At 71.9% G+C, this 24339-nt stretch carries 19 protein-coding genes and 3 pseudogenes; 12 read left to right on the top strand and 10 right to left on the bottom strand.

Annotated elements, in window-relative coordinates:
• Positions 1-200: 200 nt before the first annotated feature.
• Entirely contained in the window at positions 201-701 is a 501-nt protein-coding gene (locus FM076_RS28070; RefSeq protein ID WP_173873660.1) for a MarR family transcriptional regulator, read from the bottom strand.
• A 249-nt stretch (positions 702-950) separates the two neighbouring features.
• Between FM076_RS28070 and FM076_RS28065 the strand changes: the two genes are divergently transcribed.
• Positions 951-2126 (top strand): SpoIIE family protein phosphatase, encoded by a 1176-nt coding sequence (locus FM076_RS28065; protein WP_173873659.1) that lies wholly within the window; start codon positions 951-953, stop codon positions 2124-2126.
• A gap of 165 nt (positions 2127-2291) precedes the next feature.
• Here FM076_RS28065 and FM076_RS28060 read toward each other — a convergent pair whose 3' ends face one another.
• Positions 2292-3752, bottom strand: a complete 1461-nt coding sequence (locus tag FM076_RS28060) for a carboxypeptidase regulatory-like domain-containing protein (RefSeq protein WP_173873658.1) — start codon at positions 3750-3752, stop codon at positions 2292-2294.
• 153 nt (positions 3753-3905) lie between these two features.
• On the opposite strand from FM076_RS28060, the gene FM076_RS28055 reads away from it, so the two are divergent.
• The gene (locus tag FM076_RS28055) at positions 3906-4544 is read left to right on the top strand and encodes a TetR/AcrR family transcriptional regulator (protein WP_173873657.1); all 639 of its coding nucleotides are present in this window, start codon (positions 3906-3908) and stop codon (positions 4542-4544) included.
• Between the two features lie 199 nt (positions 4545-4743).
• Here the strand turns inward: FM076_RS28055 and FM076_RS28050 are convergent, their stop codons facing one another.
• Entirely contained in the window at positions 4744-5817 is a 1074-nt protein-coding gene (locus tag FM076_RS28050) for an ATP-dependent DNA ligase (protein ID WP_173873656.1), read from the bottom strand.
• 157 nt (positions 5818-5974) lie between these two features.
• Between FM076_RS28050 and FM076_RS28045 the strand changes: the two genes are divergently transcribed.
• On the top strand, positions 5975-7510 hold the full coding sequence (locus FM076_RS28045; RefSeq protein ID WP_173873655.1) for an ATP-dependent DNA ligase: 1536 nt from the start codon (positions 5975-5977) through the stop codon (positions 7508-7510).
• 33 nt (positions 7511-7543) lie between these two features.
• Here FM076_RS28045 and FM076_RS28040 read toward each other — a convergent pair whose 3' ends face one another.
• The 4 genes from FM076_RS28040 to FM076_RS28025 form a co-directional block, all read right to left on the bottom strand.
• Positions 7544-7987: an HIT family protein gene (locus tag FM076_RS28040; RefSeq protein ID WP_173873654.1), complete on the bottom strand. Its 444-nt coding sequence runs from the start codon at positions 7985-7987 to the stop codon at positions 7544-7546.
• Between the two features lie 3 nt (positions 7988-7990).
• Positions 7991-8776 (bottom strand): aldo/keto reductase, encoded by a 786-nt coding sequence (locus tag FM076_RS28035; protein WP_173875066.1) that lies wholly within the window; start codon positions 8774-8776, stop codon positions 7991-7993.
• A gap of 144 nt (positions 8777-8920) precedes the next feature.
• Complete coding sequence (locus FM076_RS28030) at positions 8921-10534, bottom strand: purine-cytosine permease family protein (protein WP_173873653.1); 1614 nt, start codon at positions 10532-10534, stop codon at positions 8921-8923.
• A 656-nt stretch (positions 10535-11190) separates the two neighbouring features.
• Positions 11191-12108 (bottom strand): universal stress protein, encoded by a 918-nt coding sequence (locus tag FM076_RS28025; protein ID WP_173873652.1) that lies wholly within the window; start codon positions 12106-12108, stop codon positions 11191-11193.
• 352 nt (positions 12109-12460) lie between these two features.
• On the opposite strand from FM076_RS28025, the pseudogene FM076_RS34265 reads away from it, so the two are divergent.
• The 6 genes and pseudogenes from FM076_RS34265 to FM076_RS27995 form a co-directional block, all read left to right on the top strand.
• Positions 12461-12773 (top strand): annotated as a pseudogene (locus FM076_RS34265) (IS1380 family transposase); the annotation flags it as partial.
• A 178-nt stretch (positions 12774-12951) separates the two neighbouring features.
• Complete coding sequence (locus FM076_RS28015) at positions 12952-14352, top strand: UvrD-helicase domain-containing protein (protein WP_173873650.1); 1401 nt, start codon at positions 12952-12954, stop codon at positions 14350-14352.
• Positions 14349-15047: a DarT ssDNA thymidine ADP-ribosyltransferase family protein gene (locus FM076_RS28010; RefSeq protein WP_173873649.1), complete on the top strand. Its 699-nt coding sequence runs from the start codon at positions 14349-14351 to the stop codon at positions 15045-15047. The genes FM076_RS28015 and FM076_RS28010 overlap by 4 nt, the downstream gene beginning before the upstream one ends.
• Positions 15048-15051: 4 nt before the next feature.
• Entirely contained in the window at positions 15052-16803 is a 1752-nt protein-coding gene (locus FM076_RS28005) for an ADP-ribosylglycohydrolase family protein (protein ID WP_173873648.1), read from the top strand.
• 402 nt (positions 16804-17205) lie between these two features.
• A complete protein-coding gene (locus FM076_RS28000) occupies positions 17206-17877 on the top strand; it encodes a response regulator (RefSeq protein WP_173873647.1) in 672 nt (223 codons plus the stop codon).
• Positions 17874-18983: a sensor histidine kinase gene (locus tag FM076_RS27995; RefSeq protein ID WP_173873646.1), complete on the top strand. Its 1110-nt coding sequence runs from the start codon at positions 17874-17876 to the stop codon at positions 18981-18983. Before FM076_RS28000 ends, FM076_RS27995 begins: the two co-directional genes overlap by 4 nt.
• A gap of 83 nt (positions 18984-19066) precedes the next feature.
• On the opposite strand, the gene FM076_RS27990 is transcribed toward FM076_RS27995, so the two are convergent.
• Positions 19067-20857: an ABC transporter transmembrane domain-containing protein gene (locus FM076_RS27990; RefSeq protein ID WP_173873645.1), complete on the bottom strand. Its 1791-nt coding sequence runs from the start codon at positions 20855-20857 to the stop codon at positions 19067-19069.
• A gap of 28 nt (positions 20858-20885) precedes the next feature.
• Positions 20886-21101, bottom strand: coding sequence for a hypothetical protein (locus FM076_RS27985; RefSeq protein WP_173873644.1), 216 nt, complete (start codon positions 21099-21101; stop codon positions 20886-20888).
• 214 nt (positions 21102-21315) lie between these two features.
• Here FM076_RS27985 and FM076_RS27980 point away from each other — a divergent pair, with 214 nt between their 5' ends.
• Complete coding sequence (locus tag FM076_RS27980; RefSeq protein WP_173873643.1) at positions 21316-22584, top strand: DUF418 domain-containing protein; 1269 nt, start codon at positions 21316-21318, stop codon at positions 22582-22584.
• A gap of 289 nt (positions 22585-22873) precedes the next feature.
• Here the strand turns inward: FM076_RS27980 and FM076_RS34260 are convergent.
• Positions 22874-23055: pseudogene (locus tag FM076_RS34260) on the bottom strand (NAD(P)-dependent alcohol dehydrogenase); the annotation flags it as partial.
• Between the two features lie 147 nt (positions 23056-23202).
• Here FM076_RS34260 and FM076_RS27975 point away from each other — a divergent pair.
• Both FM076_RS27975 and FM076_RS27970 read left to right on the top strand, forming a co-directional pair.
• Entirely contained in the window at positions 23203-23865 is a 663-nt protein-coding gene (locus tag FM076_RS27975) for a TetR/AcrR family transcriptional regulator (RefSeq protein ID WP_173873642.1), read from the top strand.
• 75 nt (positions 23866-23940) lie between these two features.
• Positions 23941-24339, top strand: a pseudogene (locus FM076_RS27970) (AAA family ATPase); the annotation flags it as partial.

Below are 24339 nucleotides of genomic sequence, written 5' to 3'. Positions count from 1 at the left end.
CCGTACGCACTCCACGTATCCGGGCAGTGTCGCCAGGTCGCTCAGGTACGCGAAGACCGCGTCCGCGTCGGCGGCGACGGTGGTGCTCAGCTCGTAACGCTCCATGACGGCTCCGGTCGCGGTGGCCCCCGGTGACTCCAGCAGAGCACACGGCGCCCGGCCGCCCGCGCGTCGGGCTGCGCCGTTCAGGTTCCGCCGGGTCAGGCCGAGCGGTCCACGTCGCCCAGGGAGCTGAGCCGGCGGGCCGGGGCGGCGCGCTCGGCCGCGTCCCGGAAGGCCCGCAGCCCTTCGCCCAGCTGCCTACGGGCCCGCGGCGGCATCGCGGCGAGGGTCGCCGTGAGCGCCTCCTCGCGGCGCAGCCGCAGATCGCTCAGGTACGTCCTGCCCTGCCGGGTCAGGCGCAGCTCCAGCTCCCGGCGGCTGACGGGGCTGGGCATCCGCTCCAGGAAACCGAGCGCCTGGAGGCGGTCGCACAGCCGGCTGACCGACGAGGGGGCCGAGCCGAGCTGCTCGCCCAGGGTGCGCAGGTTCATCCCCTCGTCCCGGTCGAGGCAGTAGAGGACGCGCAGCTGGGAGGAGGAGACCGGTGAGGTGGAGACCGCGTCCCGGCCCCGCTCCCACAGGACCTCCAGCAGCTCGATGACCTCGCCGGCCGTCTCGGCTGCCTCGCGCGAGGTCGACGTCACGTTTCCACTCCACATGTCCGGCACCTTCGCCGCACCCGGCGCCCCGGGCGCTCCCTCACCCCCTGCCGGCCGTCTGTCAAGGGGGCAAGGAGAGCTTATCGCCACCGCCGTCCCGCCGACAGGCCCCGGCCGGGACGTCACGGGCGGCATCTGTTGTCATTCAGCGAATGTTGCAGTGCGACGATAATGTACTGGTCCGGCCGCGGGGAAGCAGTGCCCCCTGCCCGGCCGCCGCACGGATGACAGACCCGAGAAGCAGGAGACGTGGACAGATTCGCCGTGGTCGAGCGGGCCTTGCGCGCCGCCGCCCCCCACGCATTGATGGATGTCGTCGACGCGGCACTGCGCGAGCGATACGGCGCCCTGCGGTCCGAGTTGCGCCTGGCCGACTACGGTATGCGCACGCTCCAGGTGGTGGAGCCGGTGCCCCTCACCTCGGAACCCCTGCGCGTCCACAACAGCCCGCAGGGCAGGGCGCTGCGGGCCCCCGAGCCCCTCGTCCTGGCCGACCGCGACGCGGGCACCGTCACCGCCCATCTCCCCGTGGGCGTGCGCGGCGACCGGCTGGGCGTGCTGTCGGCCACCTTTCCCGGCGGCACCGACGTCTTCGGCCTGCTGCCCGAACTGGAGGAGCTGTGCGAGGCACTCGGCCACGAGATCACCGTCGCCGAGCGGGACACCGACGTCTACCGGCGTGCGCGCCGGGCCACCCGGCTCACCCTCGCCGCGGAGATGCAGTGGCAACTGCTGCCGGGCCGCTCTCTGCGCCGCCGGGAGTTCGCCCTCGGCGCCCACGTGGAGCCGGCGTACGCCACGACCGGTGACAACTTCGACTGGTCCGTCTCGGCCGAGCATCTGACCGTCGCCGTCGCCAACGGCATGGGCGAGGGGGTCGAGGCCGCCCTGCTGACCAACCTCGCGGTCAGCGCGATGCGCAACGCCCGCCGCGCCGGGCTCGGCCCCGCCGACCAGGCGGCCCTCACCGACCAGGCCGTCTACGCCCAGTACCGGGGCAGCGCGCACGTCTCCATGGTGCTGCTCAGGGCCGAACTCGCCACCGGGGAGGTGGAAGTGGTCGAGGCGGGGTCGCCGCGCGTCTGGCTGCGCCGCGAGGGGAAGGTGGAGCCGCTCGTCTTCGACGCCCAGCTGCCCCTGGGCATGTTCGAGGACACCCACTACGTCACCGAGCGCTTCCGGCTGCAGCCCGGCGACCGGCTGCTGCTGGCGACCGACGGCGTCCACGAGGCGGTCTCCCTGGGCGGCGAGCCCTTCGGCGACCACGCGCTGGCCCGCTCCCTGACCGCCAACCGCCTGCTGCCGCCCGCCCAGGTTCCCCGCGCCGTCTTCCACGACCTCGCCCAGCACCGGTGCGGCCGTCCCCTGGAGGACGACGCCCTCCTGGTCTGCCTCGACTGGTACGGGCGCCCCTCGGCGGGCTAGCACCAGGGGCAGGTGACCGGCCCCCGTACCTTCTCCCGCCGCGACGGCGCGCGACCACGGCGGACAAGGTCAGGTCCGGCGGCATCGGCGACGGCCCGCACCCGGGGCGTACCCAACGGCCCGCACCCGCGGAGCACTCCGCGGCGTACCCGCGGCGCGGCCGGCTCAGACGCGGGCCGCCGGAACCGGGCGGCGGTCCAGCCGGAAGTCCTGGCGGACGGGCCGGCCCTCGCGGGCCTGGACGCGGGCGACCGCGGCGAGCCGCTCGGGGCTGCTGGCGATGACGTTGACGAACTGGTCGGGCAGCCCGGCCGCCGCGTACTCGCCGTACTCGTCCGTGATGGCCCGGACCAGCTCCCGTCCGTGCGTGCCGGTGACCGTGATGGCGACGCCCGGCAGCGGTTCGCCGCGCTCGTCGGTGACCCGGCCGGTCAGGTTGGGCCGCTGACCCAGCCGGTGGGTGTGCGGGGCCACCGCACTGGGCTGCGGCAGTTCGAAGGAGGGGTCCTCGACCGGGGGTTCGGGCGCGGTGACCGCCAGCGGCTCCTCGCCGCGCTGTTCGGCCTCCGCCGCCCGCCGGGCCTCCTTGCGGGCGGCGTACCGCTCCTTCCAGGCGCCGAGTGCGATCAGGACGACACCGGCCAGCACCCAGGCGCAGATGACCAGGGCGTGCCGCCACACGTCCTTGCCGTCGAAGTAGAACAGCCCGCGCAGCCCCTCGATGAGGTTGCCCATCGGCATCACGGGGTGCAGGGCGCGGAAGAACCCGGGCACCATCTGGACGGGTATCGCGCCGCCGCTGGAGGGCATGCTCAGCAGGACGAACAGGCCCATGGCGACGCCGGGGAAGAACTGCTTGAAGAACGGCACCAGCCCGTAGGAGGTCAGCGCGACCGCCTGGGTGAACGCGAACAGCAGGGGGATCGCCAGCGGCTCGTCCGGTATGACGTCCATGCTGCGGGCCACGAAGTAGGCGACCAGGCTCTCCACCACGCCGAGGCCCACCAGGGTGAGGACCTTCTTGCGCCGTCCGAAGGTGGTGGCCCGCAGCAGCATCATCACGCTGACGTACGAGGGGATGGTGCAGGAGAGGACGACGTAGAACAGTCCGGTCCCCATGCCGTCACCGGGTGCGGTGGGGGCGGCCTCGTGGACCTGGAGCTGTCCGCCGCTCTGCTGGGCGACGGCGGTGAACGTCTTCTGGAGGACCGACTCCAGCGAGTAGCCGTCGGCCTTGGCGACGTAGAGCTGGGGGTGCTTCGGGTCGGGCACATAGGCGGCGGTCGCCTCGCGGCCGGTGACGGCGTCGTGCGCCGCCCGGGCGTCCGCGACCTGGTGGATGTCGAAGGCGCCGGGGCTCTTCTGGTCGAGGGCGTGCTCCAGCTGGGACGCCGTCGGCCCCGCGACGGCCACGTCGACGTGGTGCGGCACCGGGTTGTGGAAGGGCAGCAGGTAGCAGACGAGGAAGCCGGTGAAGAAGAACGCCGGGAACCAGAGCGTCTCCGCCAGGGTCCGCACGGTCGCGCGCAGCGACGAGGTTCCGCCGCCTCCGCTTCCGGGTTCCGTTGTGCTTTCCGCGTTGCCGGCGCTTGCGGCGCTTGCGGCGTTTACTGCGGGTTCCGCCATGGACCGGGTCCGCCTCCCTGGGTGCGCGGCAGGCCACGATGTGTGGCCTAGCCAATGATTAGACACGCTAACAGAAAGGTGCAGCGCTGCAAAAATGCACTACTGTAGGAACCCTCACAGGAGACCCTGCGGACCGGACCCACAGGAGCGCAGATGACCGCACCGACCGCGGAGAACGCCCATGGGCTCCGGGAGCGCAAGAAGCTGGAGACCCGCTCGGCACTCCGCGCCGCCGCCGTGCGGATGTATCTGGAGCGCGGCCCCGCCGCCGTCACCGTGCACGACATCTGCGAGGCCGCCGGAGTCTCCCCGCGGACCTTCTTCAACTACTTCGACACCAAGGACGACGCGGTCTTCGACTGGGACCGGCGGCTGGCCGGCCAGCTCGCCGAACTGCTCGCCGAGCGCCCCGCGGACGAAACCCCGCTGGTGGCGCTGCACCGGGCGCTGCGGGCCGCCGTTCCCGCGCTGGTCGCGGACCCGGGCTGGCGGGACCGGCGCCGGCTGCTGGCCGCCCACCCCGAGCTGGTCCCCAAGCTCCTGCACAGCAACAGCCACATCGCCGAAGCCCTGGCCGAGGCGGTGGCCGCACGCACGGGGCTGCCCCCCGACGCCCTCTACCCCCGCATCCTGGCCGGCGCCGGGCTGGCGGTGCTGCGCTCGACGATCCGCGCCTGGGACCCCGAGTCCCCCGCCGAGGAGCTGCTGGCCATGCTCGACTCCTGCTTCACCTCGCTGGCCGACGGCCTCCCCGCGCCGGAGGGCGAGGACCCGGTCCACTCCGCCCGCTGACCCTCCGCAAGGGGCGCGCCGCCGGCGGCGCGAAGGGGGCACGGGGAACCGCCGCCCGGCCGGGGCGAACCCGCGGACGGGGGAGTGGTGCTCCCCCACTCCCCCGCACCGCGAGCCCCACACCGCGAGCCCCACACCGCGAGGGGACCCCCGGGCCCCCGGGCACGGCGGGCGCGGCGGGCGAACCCGCGGGCCGGGCTCAACGGCCGCCGAGCGCCTCCGCGAGGTCGTACCGCACGGGCTGTTCCAGTTGCTCGTACGTGCACGAGCGCGGCTCCCGGTCCGGGCGCCAGCGGCGGAAGAGCACCGTGTGCCGGAAGCGCTCGCCCTCCATGTGGTCGTAGGCGACCTCGCATACCCGCTCGGGCCGCAGCGGCACCCAGGAGGCGTCCTTGCCGCCGCTCCACCTGCTCGGCGCACCGGGCATCCGGCCCTCCTCGTGCGCCGCCTCCTCCTCCCAGCGCGCCCAGGGGTGCCCGCCCGGCCGGTCCATGCGCAGCGGCGCCAGCTCCCGCATCAGCTCGCGCCTGCGGGCGGCCGGGAACGAGGACGAGGCCCCCACGTACTGGAGGGCCCCGGAGGCGTCGTAGAGGCCCAGCAGCAAGGAACCCAGCGCGTCGGGGCCGGTCTTGTGCGGGCGCAGCCCGGCCAGTACGCAGTCGGCCGTGCGCTCGTGCTTGACCTTGAGCATCACCCGCTCCCCCGGCCGGTAGGGCAGACGGGGGCGCTTGGCCACCACCCCGTCGAGCCCGGCGCCCTCGTAGTGCGCGAACCAGTCCCTGGCCACCGCGGTGTCGTAGGTCACCGGCGCGAGGTGCAGCGGCGGGCGCACCCCCTCCAGGGCGCTCTCCAGCAGCGGGCGGCGCTCGGACAGCGGCAGGTCCATGGCGTCGGTGTCCTCCAGGGCCAGCAGGTCGAAGGCGACGAAGGAGACCGGTGTCCGCTCGGCCAGCAGCCGCACCCGGGAGGCGGCCGGGTGGATGCGCTGCTGGAGCGCCTCGAAGTCGAGCCGGCCGCCGAGCGGCAGCACGATCTCGCCGTCCAGCACGCACCGGCGCGGCGCCCGCTCCCGCAGGGCGTCCACCAGTTCGGGGAAGTAGCGGACCAGGGACTTGCCGGTGCGGCTGAGCAGCTCCACCTCGTCACCGTCCCGGAAGACCAGACAGCGGAACCCGTCCCACTTGGCCTCGTACTGCATGCCCTCCTCCTCCGGGACCGAGGGCACGGGCTTGGCCAGCATCGGCTTGACGGGCGGCATCACCGGTAGGTCCACACCGACGATTCTGCGCCGTCCCGGCACGGGCCGCAGCGCGGACGGTGCACGCGTGAGGGGCGTGCCTGCGGGGCGTCCCGTGCGGGACCGGCCGTATGTGTGCGGACCTGCTGGGCGCCGTCCGCGCCGATGGGTGACGAGGGGTGATGATGGGGCCATGCTGCTGGCAGACATCGCGCGGACGTCGGCCCGGATCGCCGCGGCGCCGGGCCGCAACGAGAAGGTGGCGCTGCTCGCCGGGCTCTTCGGGCGGGCCGAACCGGCCGAGGTGCCCGTCGTGGTCACCTACCTCGCCGGACGGCTCCCGCAGCGCCGCACCGGCGTCGGCTGGCGCAGCCTGCGCACGCTGCCGCCGCCCGCCGCCGCCCCCTCGCTGACCGTCCCCGACGTGGACGCGGCCTTCTCCTCCCTCGCCGAGGTGAGCGGCAAGGGCGCGCAGGCGGAGCGCAAGCGGCGGCTGGACGCGCTGCTGGCATCGGCCACCGAGGAGGAGCAGCGCTTCCTCGTCCGGCTGATCGGCGGCGAACTGCGGCAGGGCGCCCTGGACGCCTTCGCCGTCGAGGGCCTGGCCGCCGCCGTGGGCGCCGAGCCGGGCGAGGTACGGCGCGCGGTGATGCTGGGCGGCTCGCTGGGCACCGTGGCGCAGGCCCTGCTCGCCGAGGGACCGGACGCCCTGGCGCGGTTCCGGCTGGAGGTGGGCAGGCCGGTGCTGCCGATGCTGGCGCAGACCGCCAAGGACGTGGACGAGGCCCTCGACAAGCTGGGGCCGTGCGCCGTCGAGGAGAAGCTGGACGGCATCCGGGTGCAGGTCCACAAGGACGGCGAGCAGGTGCGGGTCTACACCCGCACCCTGGAGGAGATCACCGACCGGCTCCCCGAGGCCGCCGAGGTCGCCCGGCGGGCGGACGCCGCGCGGGTGGTGCTCGACGGCGAGGTGATCGCACTGCGCGAGGACGGCCGGCCCCGCCCGTTCCAGGAGGTCTCCGGCCGCGTCGCCTCCCGCCTCGACGTCGCGGGCGCCAGCAGCGAACTGCCGCTGCACCCGGTCTTCTTCGACGTGCTCCACCTGGACGGCGCGGACCTGCTGGACGCCCCGGCGTCCGAGCGGCACGCCGCGCTCGCCCGCGTCCTGCCCGAGCCGCTGCGGGTGCGCGGGGTGGCGGTGCCCGACCCGGCCGACGGGGCGGCGCGGGCCGCTGTGCGGGAGTTCGCCGGTGAGGTGCTGGCCCGCGGGCACGAGGGCGTGGTCGTCAAGGCGCTGGAGGCGGGCTACTCGGCGGGCCGGCGCGGGGCGTCCTGGCTGAAGGTGAAACCGGTGCACACCCTCGACCTGGTGGTGCTGGCCGCCGAGTGGGGGAACGGGCGGCGCGCCGGAAAACTGTCCAACCTGCACCTTGGGGCGCGCCGCGAGGACGGCACCTTCGCGATGCTCGGCAAGACGTTCAAGGGCTTGACGGACGCGCTGCTGGCCTGGCAGACGGAGCGGTTCCGCGAACTGGCGGTCGAGGAGAGGTCCTGGGGCGTGGTGCTGCCGCCCGAACTGGTGGTGGAGATCGCCTTCGACGGGGTGCAGCGCTCCACCCGCTATCCGGAGGGCGTCACGCTGCGGTTCGCCCGTGTGGTGCGCTACCGCGACGAGAAGCGGCCCGAGGAGGCCGACACGGTGGAGGCGGTCACGGCCCTGCTGCGCTGAGCGGCGGCCCTCCCGGCCCGCGCGGGACCGCCCTCAGAGCGCGGCCCGGACGCGGGCCGCGATCTTCCGGGCCTCCGTCTCGTCCTCGTACCGGTGGCGGGGCCACAGGAAGCCGCGCAGGCCGTCCTTGCGCCGCCGGGGCACCACATGGGTGTGCAGGTGCGGCACCGACTGGCTGACGCGGTTGTTCTCCACCACGAGCGACCCGTCGGCCTCCATGCCCTCCTCCACGGCGGCGGCGACGCGGCGTACCGCGGAGAAGTAGGGGCCGACCGACTCCTCGGGCAGGTCGGTCAGCGTCTCCAGGTGGGCGCGGGGCACCACGAGGGTGTGGCCGGGGAAGAGGGGGCGCCGGTCGAGGAAGGCGACGACGGCGCCGTCCTCGAGGATCCGGTGGGCCGGCAGCTCCCCGGCCACGATGCGGCAGAAGACGCAGTCGGCGCCGGGCGCGGTGTCCGTTCCGGTGTCGGTGGCCATGGCTCAGCCGAAGGTGTGCGGGTCGGGGCCGACGCGGGTTCCGGTCTCCAGCCGCTGGATCTCCCGCAGGTCGTCGTCGTCCAGCTCGAAGTCGAAGACGTCGAGGTTCTCCCGGACGCGGGAGGGCGTCACCGACTTGGGGATGACGACGTTGCCGAGCTGGATGTGCCAGCGCAGCACCACCTGCGCCGGGGACTTGCCGTGCTTGGCGGCGGCCTTGCGCACGACGGGGTCGTCCAGGACGCCGTTGCCCCGGCCGAGCGGGGACCACGCCTCGGTGACGACGCCCCGCTCGGCGTCGAAGGCGCGCAGCCCGGGCTGCTGGAGGCGGGGGTGCAGCTCGATCTGGTTGACGGCCGGCACCACACCGGTCTCCTCCAGCAGCCGGGTCAGGTGCTCCGGCTCGAAGTTGGAGACGCCGACGGCCCGGGCCCGGCCGCCGTGATGGATCTCGCCGAGCGCCCGCCAGGTCTGCGCGTACAGATCCTTCGCGGGCACCGGCCAGTGGATGAGGTACAGGTCGACGTAGTCGAGGCCGAGCCGCTCCAGGGAGTCGTCGAACGCGCGCAGGGCGACATCGTGGCCCTGGTCGGCATTCCCCAGCTTGGTGGTGACGAACAGCTCCTCACGCGGGATGCCGGACTCGCGCAGCGCCTTGCCGGTGCCGCCCTCGTTGCCGTAGAGCGCCGCGGTGTCGACGCTGCGGTAACCGACGGCCAGCGCGGCGGAGACGGTGGCCGCCGCCTCGTCGTCCGGCACCTGGTAGACGCCGAACCCGAGCTGCGGCATCCGTGTCCCGCTGTTCAGCGGGACACCGGGGACGTGTGCGCTGTTCACGGTGCGACCTCGGCTCACTCGGGGAGTTCCTGGCGTCGTCAGCCGTGGTGCCCGCCCGGCCGAGGTCCATGCACGCACACGCCGCCGTCCGGCACCTCAGGACGTGCGGCCGGGCACCGCCGCCCCGTCGGCCGGCCGCCCCTCCGCCCCGGCGGGCTCCTGGCCGCGCGCACCGGGGCGGAGCTGTCCGGCGGGCTGCTCGCGGGGCGCGGGCAGCACCGCGAAGAGCACCGCGGCCACCAGCACCGTCGCCGCCCAGCCGAGGCCCCTCTCGCCGATCCAGGTGTCCACGAACGGCCCGGCGAACCACTCGCACCTGGTGAAGCCCAGGCCGAGGACCAGCGCGACGCCCCAGGCCGTCATGGCCTGCCAGCAGAAACCGCCCACGTACCAGTAGCGGCTGGTGCGGGAGGTGTCCATCAGCCCGGCCGGGTCGTAGCGGACGGTCATCCTCCGGCGCCGCTGCATGTCCACGCCGTACACGCCGACCCACGCGGAGAAGGAGACGGCCAGCAGGGAGAGGAAGGAGATGAACTGGCCGTAGAAGCTCTTGGCCACCAGCATCAGCAGCAGCCCGCCGACCAGGCTGATCACCGCGTTGATGCTCACCGCGGAGGCGCGGGGCAGTTTCACGCCCATGGTCTGCGCGGTGAAGCCCGCCGAGTACATCGAGAGGCTGTTGATCAGCACCATGCCGATCAGCGCGATGAGCAGGTAGGGCACCGAGAGCCAGCCCGGCAGCGCCTCGCCGAGGAAGGAGACGGGATCGTTGGTCTTGGCCAGCGCCGGGTTCTTCGCCGACATCACGCCGCCCATCAGCACCATCGGGACCAGCACCAGCAGCGCGCCGGAGACGGTGGTGCCGAAGATCTTGCGGCCCTGCGCGCTGTGCGGCAGATAGCGGGCGAAGTCGGGCCCGGTGGGGATCCAGCTGATGCCGCCCGCCGCGATGGTGCCGATGCCCGCGATGAGCATGGCGGTACCGCCCGCGGGCCGCGAGAAGACCTCGCCCCAGTCGATGGTGCCCACCAGATAGACCAGCACCAGGACGGTGAAGAGCCCGAACAGGTAGGTGGACCAGGTGTTGCAGAGGTTGAGCACCTTGCGGCCCATGCCGCTGACCACGAACGTCACCCCGACGAACAGCAGCAGGGTGACGACGACGAGCGGGGTGCTGCGCTGGATGCCGAAGAGCAGCCGCAGCACGGTCAGCACCGCGTAGGCGCCGGTCACCGCGTTGATCGTCTCCCAGCCGAAGCGCGCGACCCACAGGATCATGCCGGGGAAGTAGTTGCCCCGCACCCCGAAGGTGGCCCGAGAGAGCATGGCGCCCGGCGCGCCGCCCCACTTGCCGGAGACCGACAGCAGCCCCACCAGGCCGAAGGAGAGGGTGCCGGCGACGGCGGCGGCTATCAGGACCTGCCAGAAGTTGAGGCCGTTGAAGACGACCAGCCCGGCGCCCATGGTGAGCAGCAGAACGCTGATGTTGGCGGCCACCCAGGTGGGGAACAGCTCACGGACCCTGCCGCGCCGCTCGTGGTCGGGCACCGGCTCGATGCCGCGGCTCTCGACCGTCTCTTCCAGGGGGCTCGCCGGGTCGGCCAGGGGGCTCGCCGGGCCGGCGGGGGACGGCGCCTTGGCGGCCGCGGAGGGGGAGGGAGGCGCCGGGGAGGCGCCGTCGGCGCCTGCGGCGCCGGGACGAACTGCCATGGGTGGGGCTCCGTGCGTGGTTCTCTGGTGCGACGTGCGTCATTGCAGGGTCCATGACCAGGACCGCAGCCGGACTCTACGCGCGTTGCGCTGCGCCCACTATCGTACAGAACCACACGATCGACCCTCGCGTTTTCGGAGGTTCCTCCAAGGGAACACCCTGGGGCGGCCGTTTCTTCCGGGCTCCCGCGCCAGGCGTTGTGAAGGGGCGCCCTCGGGGCTCGCGGCTCCCAACCGGCCCAGCCGGGGGGGCGGGCGCGGAGCCGCGCCACCTCCCAGGGGGTGTCGCCCGGGAGCCATCGGGGACTGCCGGGCGGGGGCGCCCGGGGCTCAGTCGGAGGCCGGCTCGGCCGTCAGTCGGAGACCGGCTCAGCCGAGGGCCGCTCGGGGGATCAGCCGAGGCCGACTCAGACAGGTACCCACCCGGGGATCAACCGACGGCCGGCTCAGCCGGGGGCCGCCCATGGACCAACCGGGCGCCGACCCAGCCGGAGGCCGCCCAGGATCGACTGGAAACCGACCCAGCCGGAGGCCGCCCGGAGATCAACCGGACGCCGACCCAGCCAGGGACCACCGGGGACCAACCGACCACCGCCCCACCCAACGACCATCCGGAGATCAACCAGCTACCGCCCCACCCAACGACCACCCGGGGATCAGCTGGTGACGGGCACCAGGGCCACCGAGCACTTGGCGTGCTGGAGGACGGCGTTCACCACGGGGCCGACCTGGAGACCGAGGCGCCGGTGTTCGCGGCGGACGCCCAGCACGACCAGATCCGCGCCGTCGCTCAGCTTGATCAGGTGCTCGGCCGGCGGCCCCTGGTGCTGTTCCGTGCACACCTGGACCTCCGGGTAGCGCTCACGGAACGGCTCGACGGTCTGGGCGAGGAACCGCTCGGCGGTGCGCGTCTCCTCCGAGGGCTCCTTCGGCGACAGCTTCAGCGACACCCCCGGCAGGGTGGGGCGGCTCCAGGAGTGCACCACCCACAGCGTCGACCCGCTGCGCCGCGCCGAGGCGAACGCGTACTCCACCGGCTCCGTGGCGCCGGCCCACTTCAACCCCACGACGGTCCCGCCGACCGACTCCCCCGCGGGCTCGGGCACATCCCCGCGGACGACCATCAGCGGCCCCGCCGCGTGCGCGGCCAGGCGCAGGCTGACCGAGCCGAGCAGCAGCCCGCGGAAACCGCCGTGCCCTCGGGACCCCACGACCGTCAGGTCCGCCTCGCGGCTCGCCCGCACCAGCGCCTCGGCCGCCGGCTCGCGCACCCCGGACGCGGTGACGGACAGCCCGGGCACCCGTGCGCGGGCCCGCTCGGCGGCGGCGTCGGCCACCTCTTTGCCCGCCTGGCGCATCCGCTCGCGGTCCGCGTCCGTCTCGGGCACGGCGGTGCGCCGGGGCGGGGTGCCGCCGCACAGCACCCGCAGTTCGGCGCCCCGGCGGTGCGCCTCGTCGGCAGCCCGGTCCAGCGCCCGCAGGGAATGCGGCGACCCGTCGACGCCGACCACCACACGGCCGGACACGGGGGCGGGCGTTCCGGCGGGGCGCTCGTTGGTCTCCGGCTCCGGCATGGCAGCCCTTCCTCTCCTCGCGTCCTCGCGTCTCCACGGGTACCCCGCCAGTGTCGGGCACACGGGACGGATGCGGGAAAAGGCGCGGCAGAGGGGACGCGCCGGGCGGAGGCGCCGGGCGGAGGCGCCGGGTGCCGAGCGCCGCCCCGCCCTGGCACCGGCACCCCGCCCCTGCACCCCGCTCCGGCGCCGGCTCCCCGTAACGGCTCATCGGCGGTCCCCGGCTCTCGGAGCCGCGGACAGGAGCCGGCTTCGGCCCGGGGCTTGATCCGGGACCTGGTAAAGGCAAGCGGAGAGTGTCCTTGACCGGTTCGGGCCAGGGGCCTCCTGACCCCACGGTCTCCCGGCTGATGCCTCGGTAGCCGCACTCACAGACGACCGCCTGACCGGCTGGCCGAGGGGGCTGCGGCTGATCGTGCGCAAGGAACGGCCCTACCCCGGCGCCCAGTCGCGCTTCGCCAACCCCCGATGGCATGCGCCCGACCTGCTTCGCCACCAACACCGCCGATGCGGCGATCGTCGTCCTCGAACCCCGCCACCGGCAGCGGACCCGCGCCGAGGACCGCGTCGGCGCCGCCCGCGCCGCCGGCATGCGCAGTCTCCCCCTCCACAACACGGCGCGGAACCAGACCTGGTCGGAGACCCTCCGGATCGCCCTCAACCTCCCCGGGCTCCGAGATGCCCACCCGGACCCACCAAAAAAGTTCGCCACCAATGCGCCAACAAGCTGACGGCCCCCTTATGAAAGACCGAGGCCAGGGCACCGGCAGAGGGAGCCGGGCCGAGGAGGCCAGGCCGTGGATCACCTGTACCGAGTGACCATGGACGCGTCATAATGGCGCGATGGGGCTTTCGTTACCTGACCCGAAGGGTCACCAGCGGGATGTCGTCTTCCTGAACGAACGCGGTCACTGCGTCGTTCTGGGCACAGCGGGCAGCGGCAAGACGACGATGGCGGTCCATCGGGCCCGTTACCTGGCCACGGCCCCGGGTGTCGGAGGCCGCACCCTGCTGGTCACCTTCAACAAGGCTCTCGTCACCTATCTGAGGGGAATGGGCACCGCGTCCCCGAACCTGCGGATCGAGACCTACCACACCTTTGCGCGCGGCTATCTCGCGCATCGCACCAAAGCACCGGTGCGCATTTGCAAGTCCAAGAAGCACATGGTTGAGCGGGCGCTGGAGGAAGCGCGCGAGCGCCACCCCTCCCGGGCCGTGATGCAACGCCCACTCGATTTCTTCATGGACGAGCTGCATTGGATGGCCGGGCACGGCATAGTCGACCAGCGGACATATGTGGAAGGCCGTGCCCCACGGGTTGGCCGGGGTAAGCCACTGCAGCGGCCCGAACGCGAAATGGTCTTCGACATCTACCAACGGTACGTGCGTTTGCGTGCCGAAGCCGGGTACGCATACGACTTCGACAACATGGCGTCAACCGTCTTGGAGACCTTGAAGAATGATCCCACCGAGCGGCTCTACCGGCATGTCGTCGTCGATGAGGGCCAGGATTTCACACCAGAGATGATTCGAAGCCTGGCGGCGGCCATTCCCGACGACGGTTCACTGACCTTCTTCGGAGATTACGCGCAGCAGATCTACGGGAGCCGGATGTCCTGGCGCTCCCTGGGTCTTCGCGTGTCAAGTGTCGTGGAGTTCGCCCACAACTACCGCAACAGCCGTCAGGTCGCCCAACTCGCCCAGTCACTCTCGAACATGCCGCACTTCAAGGACGACGTCGATCTGGTCCAGCCGACCGGTGCGGCAGCCGACGGCCCGAAACCCACCATCCTGGAGACTGCGGGAAAGGGAGAACAGCTCGTTCAGGCGGCGAGCAACGCCCTGGCGCTGGGAGCGGACCGCCAGGTCGCCATCCTGATGCGCACCCGGGACCGCGAGGACGAACTCGAATCTCTCCTCAAACGAGGTCGTGTCCCCGTTCGTCGTCTGCACCGTGAGCTTGCGCGGTGGACGAACGAGCCGGGGGTGTTCTACGGAACCTACTCCGCGGCGAAGGGCTTCGAATTCGACTCGGTGATCCTCCCGTTCTGCGATGCGGACGAGCTGCCGAAAACGAGTGAGGTGGAGGCCCATGGCCTCGACGAGGCCAAGGCGCGCGAGGCCCGGCAGTTGTACGTTGCCATCACCAGGGCCCGTACAGACCTCGTCATGCTGCATTCAAGCAAGCTGACCGATCTGCTGCCGCAGGAGATGTCCGACTTGTACGTGCGGGTGAGCCTGTGAGTGACGTCCTTGAACAGGCCCGGGCCCGCGGCATCACCCGGCTGTGCCATCTCACCAAGTCGGCCAACCTGCCCCACATCCTGGACGCCCGGCAGATACGTCCCGTGGCCACTCTTCAGACGGCTGCCGACGCCTTCCGGCCTGCCGATACCCAGCGTCTGGACGGGGCGCTGGAGTTCACTTTCCTGAGCGTGGAGTATCCGAACACCTGGTACCTGGCCCAGGCCGCGAGCCGGGACCGCCATTTCGAGGACTGGGTGGTTCTCACGCTGGATGTCGAGCTGCTCGCCATTTCCGGCGTCCGGTTCTGTCCCTACAACTCCGCACGGGACATGAGCGCCGGCGCCCGGCCCGGCGCTGACGGCTTCAACGCCATGTTCGCGCCCGCGGTGACCGGCAAGGTGACTCGGCGGCGAGAACAGGGGCACCCCTCCTGGTGGCCCACGGACGACCAGGCGGAGATACAGATACCCGGAACCATCCCCCTGTCCGCCGTACGCTCTGTCATCGTCCAAGACGAGAAGCAGGCGGAGCTGGAGTACTTCAGACATGCCCAGTTCGGCATGACGGCTCTACTGCCGCCTCTGGTTGTCGCTCCCGCACTCTTCGACAAATACACCCTGAGCCGCTCGGTGCGCTCCGGCAACCGGCCACCGGAGAGCCCGTACACGCCCCGAACAACTCTGGCAGAGTGACCACGTGAACGCTGAGTTCCACCCATGGACCGACAGAGCCTGCGGCATGCTCCTAGGGGCAGCCGTCGGGGACGCCATGGGCTGGCCCTACGAGCGGTGGGACCGGACACGCTCACTTCCGCCAACCAGCCAGGGCTCGGGTCGGTTCTTCACCTGGCAGCGGATGGCCGGCAGCCGCTTCCGCCCAGTTCTTGAGGACATCGGGCCAGGCGAGTACAGCGACGACACCCAGATGCTCATCGCCGTGGCCCGCGCCCGCCTCACGGCGGGAGACGACTGGCTCGCCTGGCTGCAACGAGTCGAGTGGCCCTTCCTCCTCGACTACGAGCGTGGTGCCGGGGCCAGCGTCAAGCGTGCCTGCCGCGCCTGGGAGAAGCATGCATCGGCCTGGGGCAAAAGGGCCGACGACCAGACGAAGTTCTTCCGTGCCGGGGCCAACGGCGCGGCCATGCGCATCGCGCCGCACGTCATAGTCCACCATGAGGGTTTCTTCGGCGACCTGGCCACCGACGTGGTCCATGACGCCGCGACGACACATGGGCACCCGCGGGCCCTGCTGGGCGCCTTGGTTCACGCGTACGCCCTGTGGACCAGTTTGCGGCAGCCCGCGCCATTGGCGTACGGCTGGCTCATCGAAGCGGCACTGGACGGCCTGAAGGACTGGCGGGAACCGGTGTGGCAGGGGCTGGACCGGAACTGGCTGGATGCCGCCGCGAAGGCGTTCCCCGGCGGCTACGAGCAGGCATGGAACGAGGCCGTACAGGAGGTGGAGGATCTCCTCACCAGCGCGCGGTCCTCACTGGACAGCGGCGCGCTGAGCGCACCCTCCGCCTTTCTTGAGCAACACGGCCTCACTCGGCCGAAGACCCGTGGTTCGGGAACGTTGTGCGCGGTGGCAGCCATTTACCTCGCGGCCCGCTCGGCCCCCAGCCCTGAGCGTGGCATCGGTGTCCCAGCTCGCCAGAAGGGGGCGGACACGGACACCCTGGCGTCCATGACCGCCAGCCTGCTCGGCGCGGGCCTGGGCCAGGAATGGATGGGCTCCTTCGGGCGAACTGTTCAGGATGCGGCCCTGCTCGTCACGCTGGCCGAGAGCCTGCTCTCTCCTGTCTCCCGGCCCCTGTCCTTGCCCTCTCGTGACGCGGTCGGCGAAGCCCGGTCGCGATTCATCGCGGATCTCGACAAGGCTGACGCCCGAGTCCGTCTGCTGCTCCCGGACCGACGCGAAGCAGAGGTCGTCGCAGCAGGCGCCCTGACGTCCGGGAACTGGACGGCCCGACGTACTCATGTGGTCACCTCGGACGGTCAGAACCTCTTCTTCATCCGCGGGATCAAGCGGGCAGAAGCGGAAGGTGGCCACGAAGCGTCTCGTACCGAGGCGACGCCGGCCGTCGAGCACCGCTCGGTCCGGCCACCGAACCAGGTCCGGCTCCAAGGTGCCTACCTGCCCGTCGCCGACATCGGTCGCGTGGCTGCGGCCCTGTCCGCCCTCGGGTTGAGAGCGCACCGCCGTGGAAGCGACTGGGTGTCCTACGAGAATCTCGTCCTCAGGCAGGCGCACACCAGGGAGGACACCCCGGGCGCTCCCGGCGTCCAGCTCCGGGTCGCCGTCGGTGATGTCCAAGCGGCTTGGGAGGGTCTGCGCAGACTGGGGTTCGACGGAGCAATGCAACAAGAGGGCGCCGCCCTCTGGGCGCGGATCGACCCGTACCTGAGCGTCGCCGTGAACAACGCCGAGCCGCCCGTTCGCCCATGAGCTGGGGGAAAGGGCCGTCTGTCAGGCTCTTTCCCCGCAAGCGGCCTTGAGATCGTCCACCAGAAAAACGTCTTCAGACCACCGCCAGGCCATGCGGCGAGCATCAGGTGTTTCGGTCCTGCCTGCGCCGACGGCGCTCGCTCCTCGGTCATCGGCTTCGCCTGTGTCACGGCCCCTGTGGCGTCGGCCGACGGGAGTCTGCGTGATGTGCATGCCACTCAGGCTGGAAACCGGGCCGATCCTGGAGTACCGGCAGAAGGCTGTGATGTCCCTGCCGACTGGAGGGAGCTGCCCCGCCGCATGGCTGGAGCTGCTGTCTGTCCGGCTGCCGGGCCCGTGGGGGCTTTAGGGTCGAGTCGGTACGGGCCGGACGGCACGAAACGAAAGCTAGGCGGAGCGTGCGTGATACGGGTAGTGGTAGTGGACAACGAGGCACTGGTCCGCTCGGGCTTCGAACTCATTCTGGGCGCGGCCGAGGACATCGAGGTCGTCGCGACCGCCGGCGGGGGCAGTGCCGTGGAGACCGTACGCCGGGAGCGGCCCGACGTGGTGCTGCTGGACATCCGCATGCCGGACGTCGACGGGCTCACCGTCCTGCGCGAGCTGCGCGCGATGCCGGATCCGCCGGTGGTGGCGATGCTGACCACGTTCGACGCCGATGACTACATCCTTACCGCGCTGCACTCCGGGGCTGCCGGTTTCCTCCTCAAGGACACCGAGCCCGAGCAGCTCGCCCACCTGGTGCGCACCCTGGCCGCGGGCGGTGTCGTGCTGTCACCCAAGGCGTCGCGGACACTGCTGCGCAACCACCCCGGCAGCAAGGCGGCCGTCGACGAGGAGGCGGCCCGAGTCCGGCTGCTCACCGCCCGGGAGCGCGACGTCCTGGTCCTGGTGGCGGAGGGGCTGTCGAACGCGGATATCGGGGCGCGCATCCACTTGAGCGCCGGCACGGTCAAGGACCACGTCAGCGCGATCCTCACGAAGCTGCGGGTGACGAGCCGGGTGCAGGCCGCGTTGCTGGCGCAGCGGGCCGGACTGCTCGATGAGCGCCCGCAGCCGCAGGTCGGACGATGAGCCGCGCCACGTCTGCTTGGCAGCGGATTCCTGCTCCGGTCGTCGACGTCCTTGTGGTGGTGGGGGCGGCCCTGGACGCATGGCTGAACATGTGGGATCACACGCGTCTCAGTGTCGCGCTGGCCGCTGTCGGGTGCGCCGCGTTGGCGTTCCGGCGCCGGTTCCCACTCGGCGTATTCCTGCTCGCCCTGCCCATCGCGCTGATGCAGGACGTCGCCGCCGCTGTGCTCGTGGCGCTGTTCACCCTCGCAGAACGCTCCCGCAACCGCCGTCTCCTCGCGGTGTGCGTCGCCCTGCCCGCCGTCGTGAGCAGTACCCCGTGGTCCCTGGCCGAGGCCGACCGGACCATGACGCTGGTCACCTTCGTCTACAGCCTGGCGACCGCCGCCGCACCCGTCCTCTTCGGCCAGCTCCTCCAGGCACGACGGGACCTGGCGCGGCGGCTGGACGAGATCGAGGAGGCCAGGGAGCACGAGCGGGCCCTGCACGCCCAGACCGTCCTCGCCCGCGAACGCGCTCAGCTGGCCCGTGAGATGCACGACGTCGTCTCCCACCAGGTCAGCCTGATCGCCGTACGGGCCGGAGCCCTCCAGGTCGCCACCAAGGACGGAAACACAAAAGAGGCCGCTCGCACGATCCGTTCGCTGAGCGTCACCACGCTTGACGAACTGCGCACCATGGTCACGCTGCTGCGCGCCTCCGGCGGCCGTGACACCGAGCTGACGCCTCAGCCCACTCTCGCCGACCTGCACAAACTGGTGGAATCAAGCGGCACTCAAGCGGAGCTGACCGGTGAGCTGCCGCCTGCCGTCGGCACCCCCGCCCAACGGGCTGTCTATCGCACGGTCCAGGAGGCGCTGACCAACGTACGCAAGCACGCCCCGGGCGCCGCGGCCCGCGTCGAACTGTGGCAGGACGGCGACGCTGTCGGAGTGACTGTCACCAACACCGCGCCTACGCGTCCCTCCCTGTCCCTGCCCGGTTCGCAGCAGGGCCTGATCGGCCTGCGGGAACGGGCCGACATCCTGAACGGCACCCTGGAGACGGGCCCGACGGCCGAGGGTGGCTACCGGGTGCGGCTGCGGATACCGCTCGGTGGGGACTGACGGCCCCGGGCCTCCTTCCGCGTGTGGTGCAGCGGGCGCACTCGGTGCCTGCACGGAACCTTTGCGTCGTCGTGTGTGGTGGGTTATCGCGTGGGGGTAAGGAGCTGGGTGGCCGCCAGCCGCGCGTACAGCCGGTCCTGGGCCACCAGTTCCTCATGGCTGCCCACCGCCCGGACCCGGCCGGAGTCCATCACGACGATCCGGTCGGCACCTGTCACTGTCGACAGGCGGTGAGCCACCACCAGCACGGTGGTCTCACGGGCCACCTCCGTGATGACGTCCCGCAGCGCCAGCTCGTTGACGGCGTCGAGCTGCGAGGTCGCCTCGTCCAGGAGCAGCAGCCGGGGCCGCCGCAGCAGGGCGCGGGCGATGGCGACGCGCTGCCGTTCGCCGCCCGACAGCTTGGAGCCGCGGTGTCCGACGGGGGTGTCCAGGCCGTGGGGCAGGCGCTCGACGAGGGGGTCGAGCCTGGCCCGTGTCAGGACGTCGCGGATGTCGTCGTCCGTCGCGCCGGGTGCGGCGAAGACCAGGTTCTCCCTGAGTGTGCCGGCCAGCACCGGAGCATCCTGTTCCACGTATCCGATGGCGGACCGCAACCCGGCCAGGGACCAGTCCCGCACGTCCTTGCCGTCGACCAGGACCCGGCCGCCGGTGGCCTCGTAGAACCGCTCGATGAGCGCGAACACCGTCGACTTGCCCGCACCGGAGGGGCCGACGAAGGCCGTCATCCCGGTGCGCGGCACCTCGAAGCTCACCCGCTGGTGCGTGTACGGCAGGTCCGGACGGTAGCGGAAGGACACGTCCTCGAAGCGGACCGGGACCGGACCCGGCTCCGTTGCCGCCTGCCTGGGCAGGCAGCCGCCCGTTCGCCGGTCGGTGGGCTCCGTCGACAGGCGTTCCACCTGCGCGATCCGGGAGATCGCGGCCGCCCCCTCCTGATAGTGGGACACGGCGTCGACCAGCTTGGACACCGGATCGATCAGGTAGAAGAGGTACAGCAGGAACGCGATGAGGGTGGACACGGGGATCTCCCCCGACGCCACCCGCGCCCCGCCGACACCGAGCACCGCCAGGAACGCCAGCTGTACGGCGAGTTCATCCGCCGAGCCGGCCACGGCCTCCCACTTCGCGCTCTTCACACCGTGCCGCCACGCCCGCCGCGCCGCCGCCTCCACCCGGGCGGTCTCCCGCTCCTCGGCACCCGACGCCTTCACCTTGCGGAACGCCCCGAGGACCCGCTCCAGCGCGATGGAGATCTCCCCGACCGCCTCCTGCGCCCGCTCGGTGGCGCGGGCGATGCGCGGCATCACCAGCGCGACGGCCCCGCCGACCAGCACGACCACCCCGAGCGTCACCCCCAGCAGGACGGCGTCCAGGCACCCCATCATCACGATCGCCGCGACGAAGGCCACCGCGCCGGTGGCCGCGGAGACGACCGTCTGGGTGCTGACCGCCCGCAGCAGCGTGGTGTCCGAGGTGACCCTGGACATCAGATCACCCGGTGGGATCCGTTCCCACTCAGCGAGTCGCAGCCGCAGCAACCGCCCCGCAAGGGTGCGCCGTGCGGCCATGACCACCGACTCCGCCGTCCGCTCCAGCACATACGCGCCGAACGCCTCGACCGCAGTGCCCAGCAGCACCAGGACGGTGAGCGCGATCAGTATCCCGGTGAGGGTCTCGCCGGAGGCCAGCCGGTCCACCAGCGTCTTCGTGGCCAGCGGCTGCAGCAGTCCCCCGGCGGCCCCGACGAGGGCGCACAGCAGGCCGAGGGCCACGGCCCACCGGTGCGGGCGGAGGTAGGCGTGCAGCGCCTTGATCGTTTCTCTGGCGGAGAGGGGAGTTTCCTCCGTCGTCGGGGCGGACGCGGGGTTCACGAATTTCCTGTCCTCTGCGTGTGCCGGGTCAGTGGACGAGTCCGGCTGTGCTGGCGGCGAGGGTGTGCACCAGCGCTTCGGTTATCTCGGGGCGGACGACGAACAGGACGAAGGCGCCCGCCGCCGGCGTCAGACCGAGGATCTCCAGAAACTCGGCCCTGCCAGGGACGGCGTCTCGGCCCGGTACGCCGGCCGGTGCTCCGAGGATGTCCTCCTGCTTGTCGCGTTGCCCACGGCGTGTCATGCCTTGAGCCTGGAAGTCCCGGTGCCCCGCGCCCATCCGGCAACCGTCGGGTCCACCCCCGCCGGGTGGGTGGAGAAGACCGTCGTCCGGTCGCGCCGGAGACCGGTCGAGACGGGACTCCGCAGGCCGGCGGGGAGGTACCCGCCGATCGGCGGGAGCGTCACCGAAGGCTGCCGGATGGTGCGCCGCTCGACGGCCACGCGAAGTTCTCCGTATGACACAGACACAGCCGCCACAGGAGACGTCAGGTCCCCCGGAGAACCCGCCTCCGCCGCCTGGATCCTCCCCCGAGTCCGCGGTGCGGGCCTCGCCCGGCGTCTCGACGGCACGCCTCGTGGGGGTGGACCTGGCCCGCGCACTGGCGGTGTTCGGCATGTACGTCGTGCACATCGGTCCCCCGCTGTCGGCTACGCACGGCGTCGCCGGCTGGATCCGGTACATAGCGGAAGGCCACTCCTCGGTCCTGTTCGCCACCCTCGCCGGGTTCTCGCTGATGCTGATCGCCGGCCGCCACGAGCCCAGGACGGGCCTGGCCGGCCGGCAGGCGAAAGCCCGGATCGCGATCCGGGCCGTGGTCCTCCTGGCACTGGGCACCGTGATGGCCATGGAGTACGGAGGAGTGATCATCCTCGGCTTCTACGGGGTCTACTTCCTCCTCGCCCTGCCCCTGATACGCCTGTCGGCCAGGACGCTCGCGATCACCGCGACCGCGTTCGCCCTTGTCTCACCGCAGCTGGCGTTCGCCCTGACCTCGCTGCTGACTCCGTCGGTCCAGCAGAGCATCAATGCCTACGACCCGCTTCACCACCTCAGCGAGGTGGGAGTGCTCGACCTGCTGCTCACCGGCTTCTACCCGCTGCTCCCGTGGATGTCGTTCGTGATCGCGGGGATGACACTGGGCCGCCTCGACCTGTCCTCCGGCACCGTCCGACGGCACCTGGCCGCGCTCGGCGCCGCCCTCACCGTGACCGCATACGGCATGTCCTTGCTGCTCGCCGGCAAGGACGCGTTGCGGAGCATGGCGGAAGACGGGTCGTCGTCCGGCGGCTCCGGTTCCATGTCCTTCGACAGCGGGTCGGTGCCGCTCGACAGCGGATCGTTCCCCGACAGGCCGGCGTCGATGCTTCTGACGGCCGGGCCGCACAGCGGCACCACGTTCGACATCATCGGCAGCGTCGGAGTCGCAATCCTCGTCATCGTGGGCGCGACGGTGGCGATGGACCGCCTGCCGCGACTGCGCCGCCTGGCGAAACCGGTCATCGCCGTGGGCACCATGTCCCTTACCGCCTACGTCGGCCACTTCCTCGCACAGTCCGTGCTGTCCGTGCCCGCCGGGACCAGCACCCAGCGATCATGGGTGCCCCTGCTCATGTTCATCCTCGGAGCCACCCTGTTCGCCCCGATCTGGTCCCGCTTCTTCCGCCGAGGCCCGCTGGAGCACCTGCTCAACGCCGCCACCAAGCCGGCGAAGCACATCCGATGAGACCGACCGGGGCGGCACCTGCATGCCAGGGGACGAGGCCCGCAGCGGCAGCGGAAGCTCCTGCGCTGACGGCGCCTCTCAGGCACTGGTGAGGGCAGAGCCCGAAAGCCCTGCCCAGACCCCGCGAACCCCAGCCCAGGGCCACACCAGGCAAGACGGCTGCCGCCCCGCCTCATGCAGCCGATGGCTGAAGTCCCGCCACTTGTACAGCAGTTGGCAGGCGCGCGGAGACTCGCCGGGCCGAAGCGTTCGATGTGAATACCCGTCAGCGTCAGCGTCACGCCGGGGCCTTGTGCGCACCGACGGCGCGGGCGCCTCCAGCTTCTCCCGCGCCACGTCCGGCGCGACGACCCGGGCCGGTGTCATCGCCCGCGGGAGCTGGACGCCCAGGTGGCCCAGGCGGCCGGTGCCGATGACGACGGCGGTGGCGCCGACGACCAGCTTCGGCACCGACAGCTTGACCGCGTGGTACCGGGGATCAGGCCGGCGCGCTCCCACGGCGAAGCTCACACCAAGAAGCTCGGGCGGCGAAGCTCGCAGGGGGAAGCCTGCACCAAGAATTTTGCATGACTCAGATACAAATTTAACCGAGTCACATTTTTCTGCTACGGTCGCCGCATGACCGACTCCCCCACCGGCCTGCGCGAGCGCAAGCGGCAGCGCACCTACCGGGCCATCTCCGACGCGGCGATCTCCCTCTTCCTGGAGAAGGGCTTCGACGCCGTGTCCGTCTCCGAGATCGCCGAGGCCGCCGAGGTCTCCAAACCGACCCTCTTCCGCTACTTCGCGGCCAAGGAGGACATGGCCCTCTACCGGTTCGCCGATCACGAGGACGAGGCGGCCCGGGTGGTGGCGGCCCGCGGCGCGGGGGTCGCGCCCCTCACCGCGCTGGAGGAGCACTTCCTCGCGGGCCTCGCCGCCCGTGACCCGGCCACCGGGCTGAGCGACGACCCGGAGGTCCTGGCCTTCCACCGGCTGCTGTACGGGACACCGAGTCTGCTGGCCCGGCTCCACTCGTACACCGCGCGCTCCGAGGAGGCGCTGACCTCGCAGCTCGCCGAGGTGCCACCGGCCGCCCGGAAAAGGCCCGGGGAGCCGGACCGGATGCTGACGGCGCGGCTGGCGGCCGGCCAGATCGTGACCACTCAGCGGGTGCTGGCCACGGAGAACTGGCGCCGGGTCGCACAGGGCGCGAGTGCCGAGAGCCAGTACGCGCCCGCCCGTGCCGCCGCCGTCCACGCCTTCGCCCTGCTGCGCACGGGGCTGACGCCGTACGCGTAGCCGGGTCCCAGAAGCGGCCCGGGGCGCGTGCCGGGGCCGGACGGGACCGGATCCGACCGAGAAAGGAGCAGCCCCATGAGGGGGAAGCACGCGGAGGGCGACAGCGCCTCCCGGCCGCGGGCCGAGGAGGAGACCCTCCGCACCGAACTGGACGCCGAGCGTGCCTACACCGAGCTGTGCCGCGCCACGCTGGCCCGGTCCCGCGCCGCCGCGCAGGAGCGGGTCCGGGAGGGGGCCGGGATCCTGACCGGCCGGCACTCGGGCGAGGAAGCGGGCGAGGGTGTCGCGGGCGACGGGGCGAGCGCCGAGGCGCTCGGCCGCTACCTGCGCAGCCTCGCCAAGGAGGTGCGGGAGGATGCGGACGGGCCGCCCTTCTTCGGACGGCTCGACTTCGCCGACGAGGGGCCCGGCGGTGCGGAGGCCGGTGAGCACCGCGGCCAGCGCTACTACATCGGGCGCCGCCGGGTGAGCGAG

This window comes from Streptomyces albus subsp. chlorinus (genome assembly GCF_013302895.1).
Taxonomy (GTDB): Bacteria; Actinomycetota; Actinomycetes; order Streptomycetales; family Streptomycetaceae; genus Streptomyces; species Streptomyces chlorinus.
This window is presented reverse-complemented; position numbering and strand designations above follow the sequence as displayed.

Bases quoted from the DNA above. Each gene is read 5' to 3' on its own strand.
- FM076_RS28035 (WP_173875066.1), bottom strand. From the start codon at position 8,776: ATGCCGCAGCTCGGGTTCGGCGTCTACCAGGTGCCGGACGACGAGGCG.
- FM076_RS27980 (WP_173873643.1), top strand. From the start codon at position 21,316: ATGACACAGACACAGCCGCCACAGGAGACGTCAGGTCCCCCGGAGAAC.
- FM076_RS28040 (WP_173873654.1), bottom strand. From the start codon at position 7,987: ATGGCCACCGACACCGGAACGGACACCGCGCCCGGCGCCGACTGCGTC.
- FM076_RS28055 (WP_173873657.1), top strand. From the start codon at position 3,906: ATGACCGCACCGACCGCGGAGAACGCCCATGGGCTCCGGGAGCGCAAG.
- FM076_RS28060 (WP_173873658.1), bottom strand. From the start codon at position 3,752: ATGGCGGAACCCGCAGTAAACGCCGCAAGCGCCGCAAGCGCCGGCAAC.
- FM076_RS28045 (WP_173873655.1), top strand. From the start codon at position 5,975: ATGCTGCTGGCAGACATCGCGCGGACGTCGGCCCGGATCGCCGCGGCG.
- FM076_RS28015 (WP_173873650.1), top strand. From the start codon at position 12,952: ATGGGGCTTTCGTTACCTGACCCGAAGGGTCACCAGCGGGATGTCGTC.
- FM076_RS27985 (WP_173873644.1), bottom strand. From the start codon at position 21,101: ATGACACGCCGTGGGCAACGCGACAAGCAGGAGGACATCCTCGGAGCA.
- FM076_RS28030 (WP_173873653.1), bottom strand. From the start codon at position 10,534: ATGGCAGTTCGTCCCGGCGCCGCAGGCGCCGACGGCGCCTCCCCGGCG.
- FM076_RS27975 (WP_173873642.1), top strand. From the start codon at position 23,203: ATGACCGACTCCCCCACCGGCCTGCGCGAGCGCAAGCGGCAGCGCACC.
- FM076_RS28070 (WP_173873660.1), bottom strand. From the start codon at position 701: ATGTGGAGTGGAAACGTGACGTCGACCTCGCGCGAGGCAGCCGAGACG.
- FM076_RS27995 (WP_173873646.1), top strand. From the start codon at position 17,874: ATGAGCCGCGCCACGTCTGCTTGGCAGCGGATTCCTGCTCCGGTCGTC.
- FM076_RS28025 (WP_173873652.1), bottom strand. From the start codon at position 12,108: ATGCCGGAGCCGGAGACCAACGAGCGCCCCGCCGGAACGCCCGCCCCC.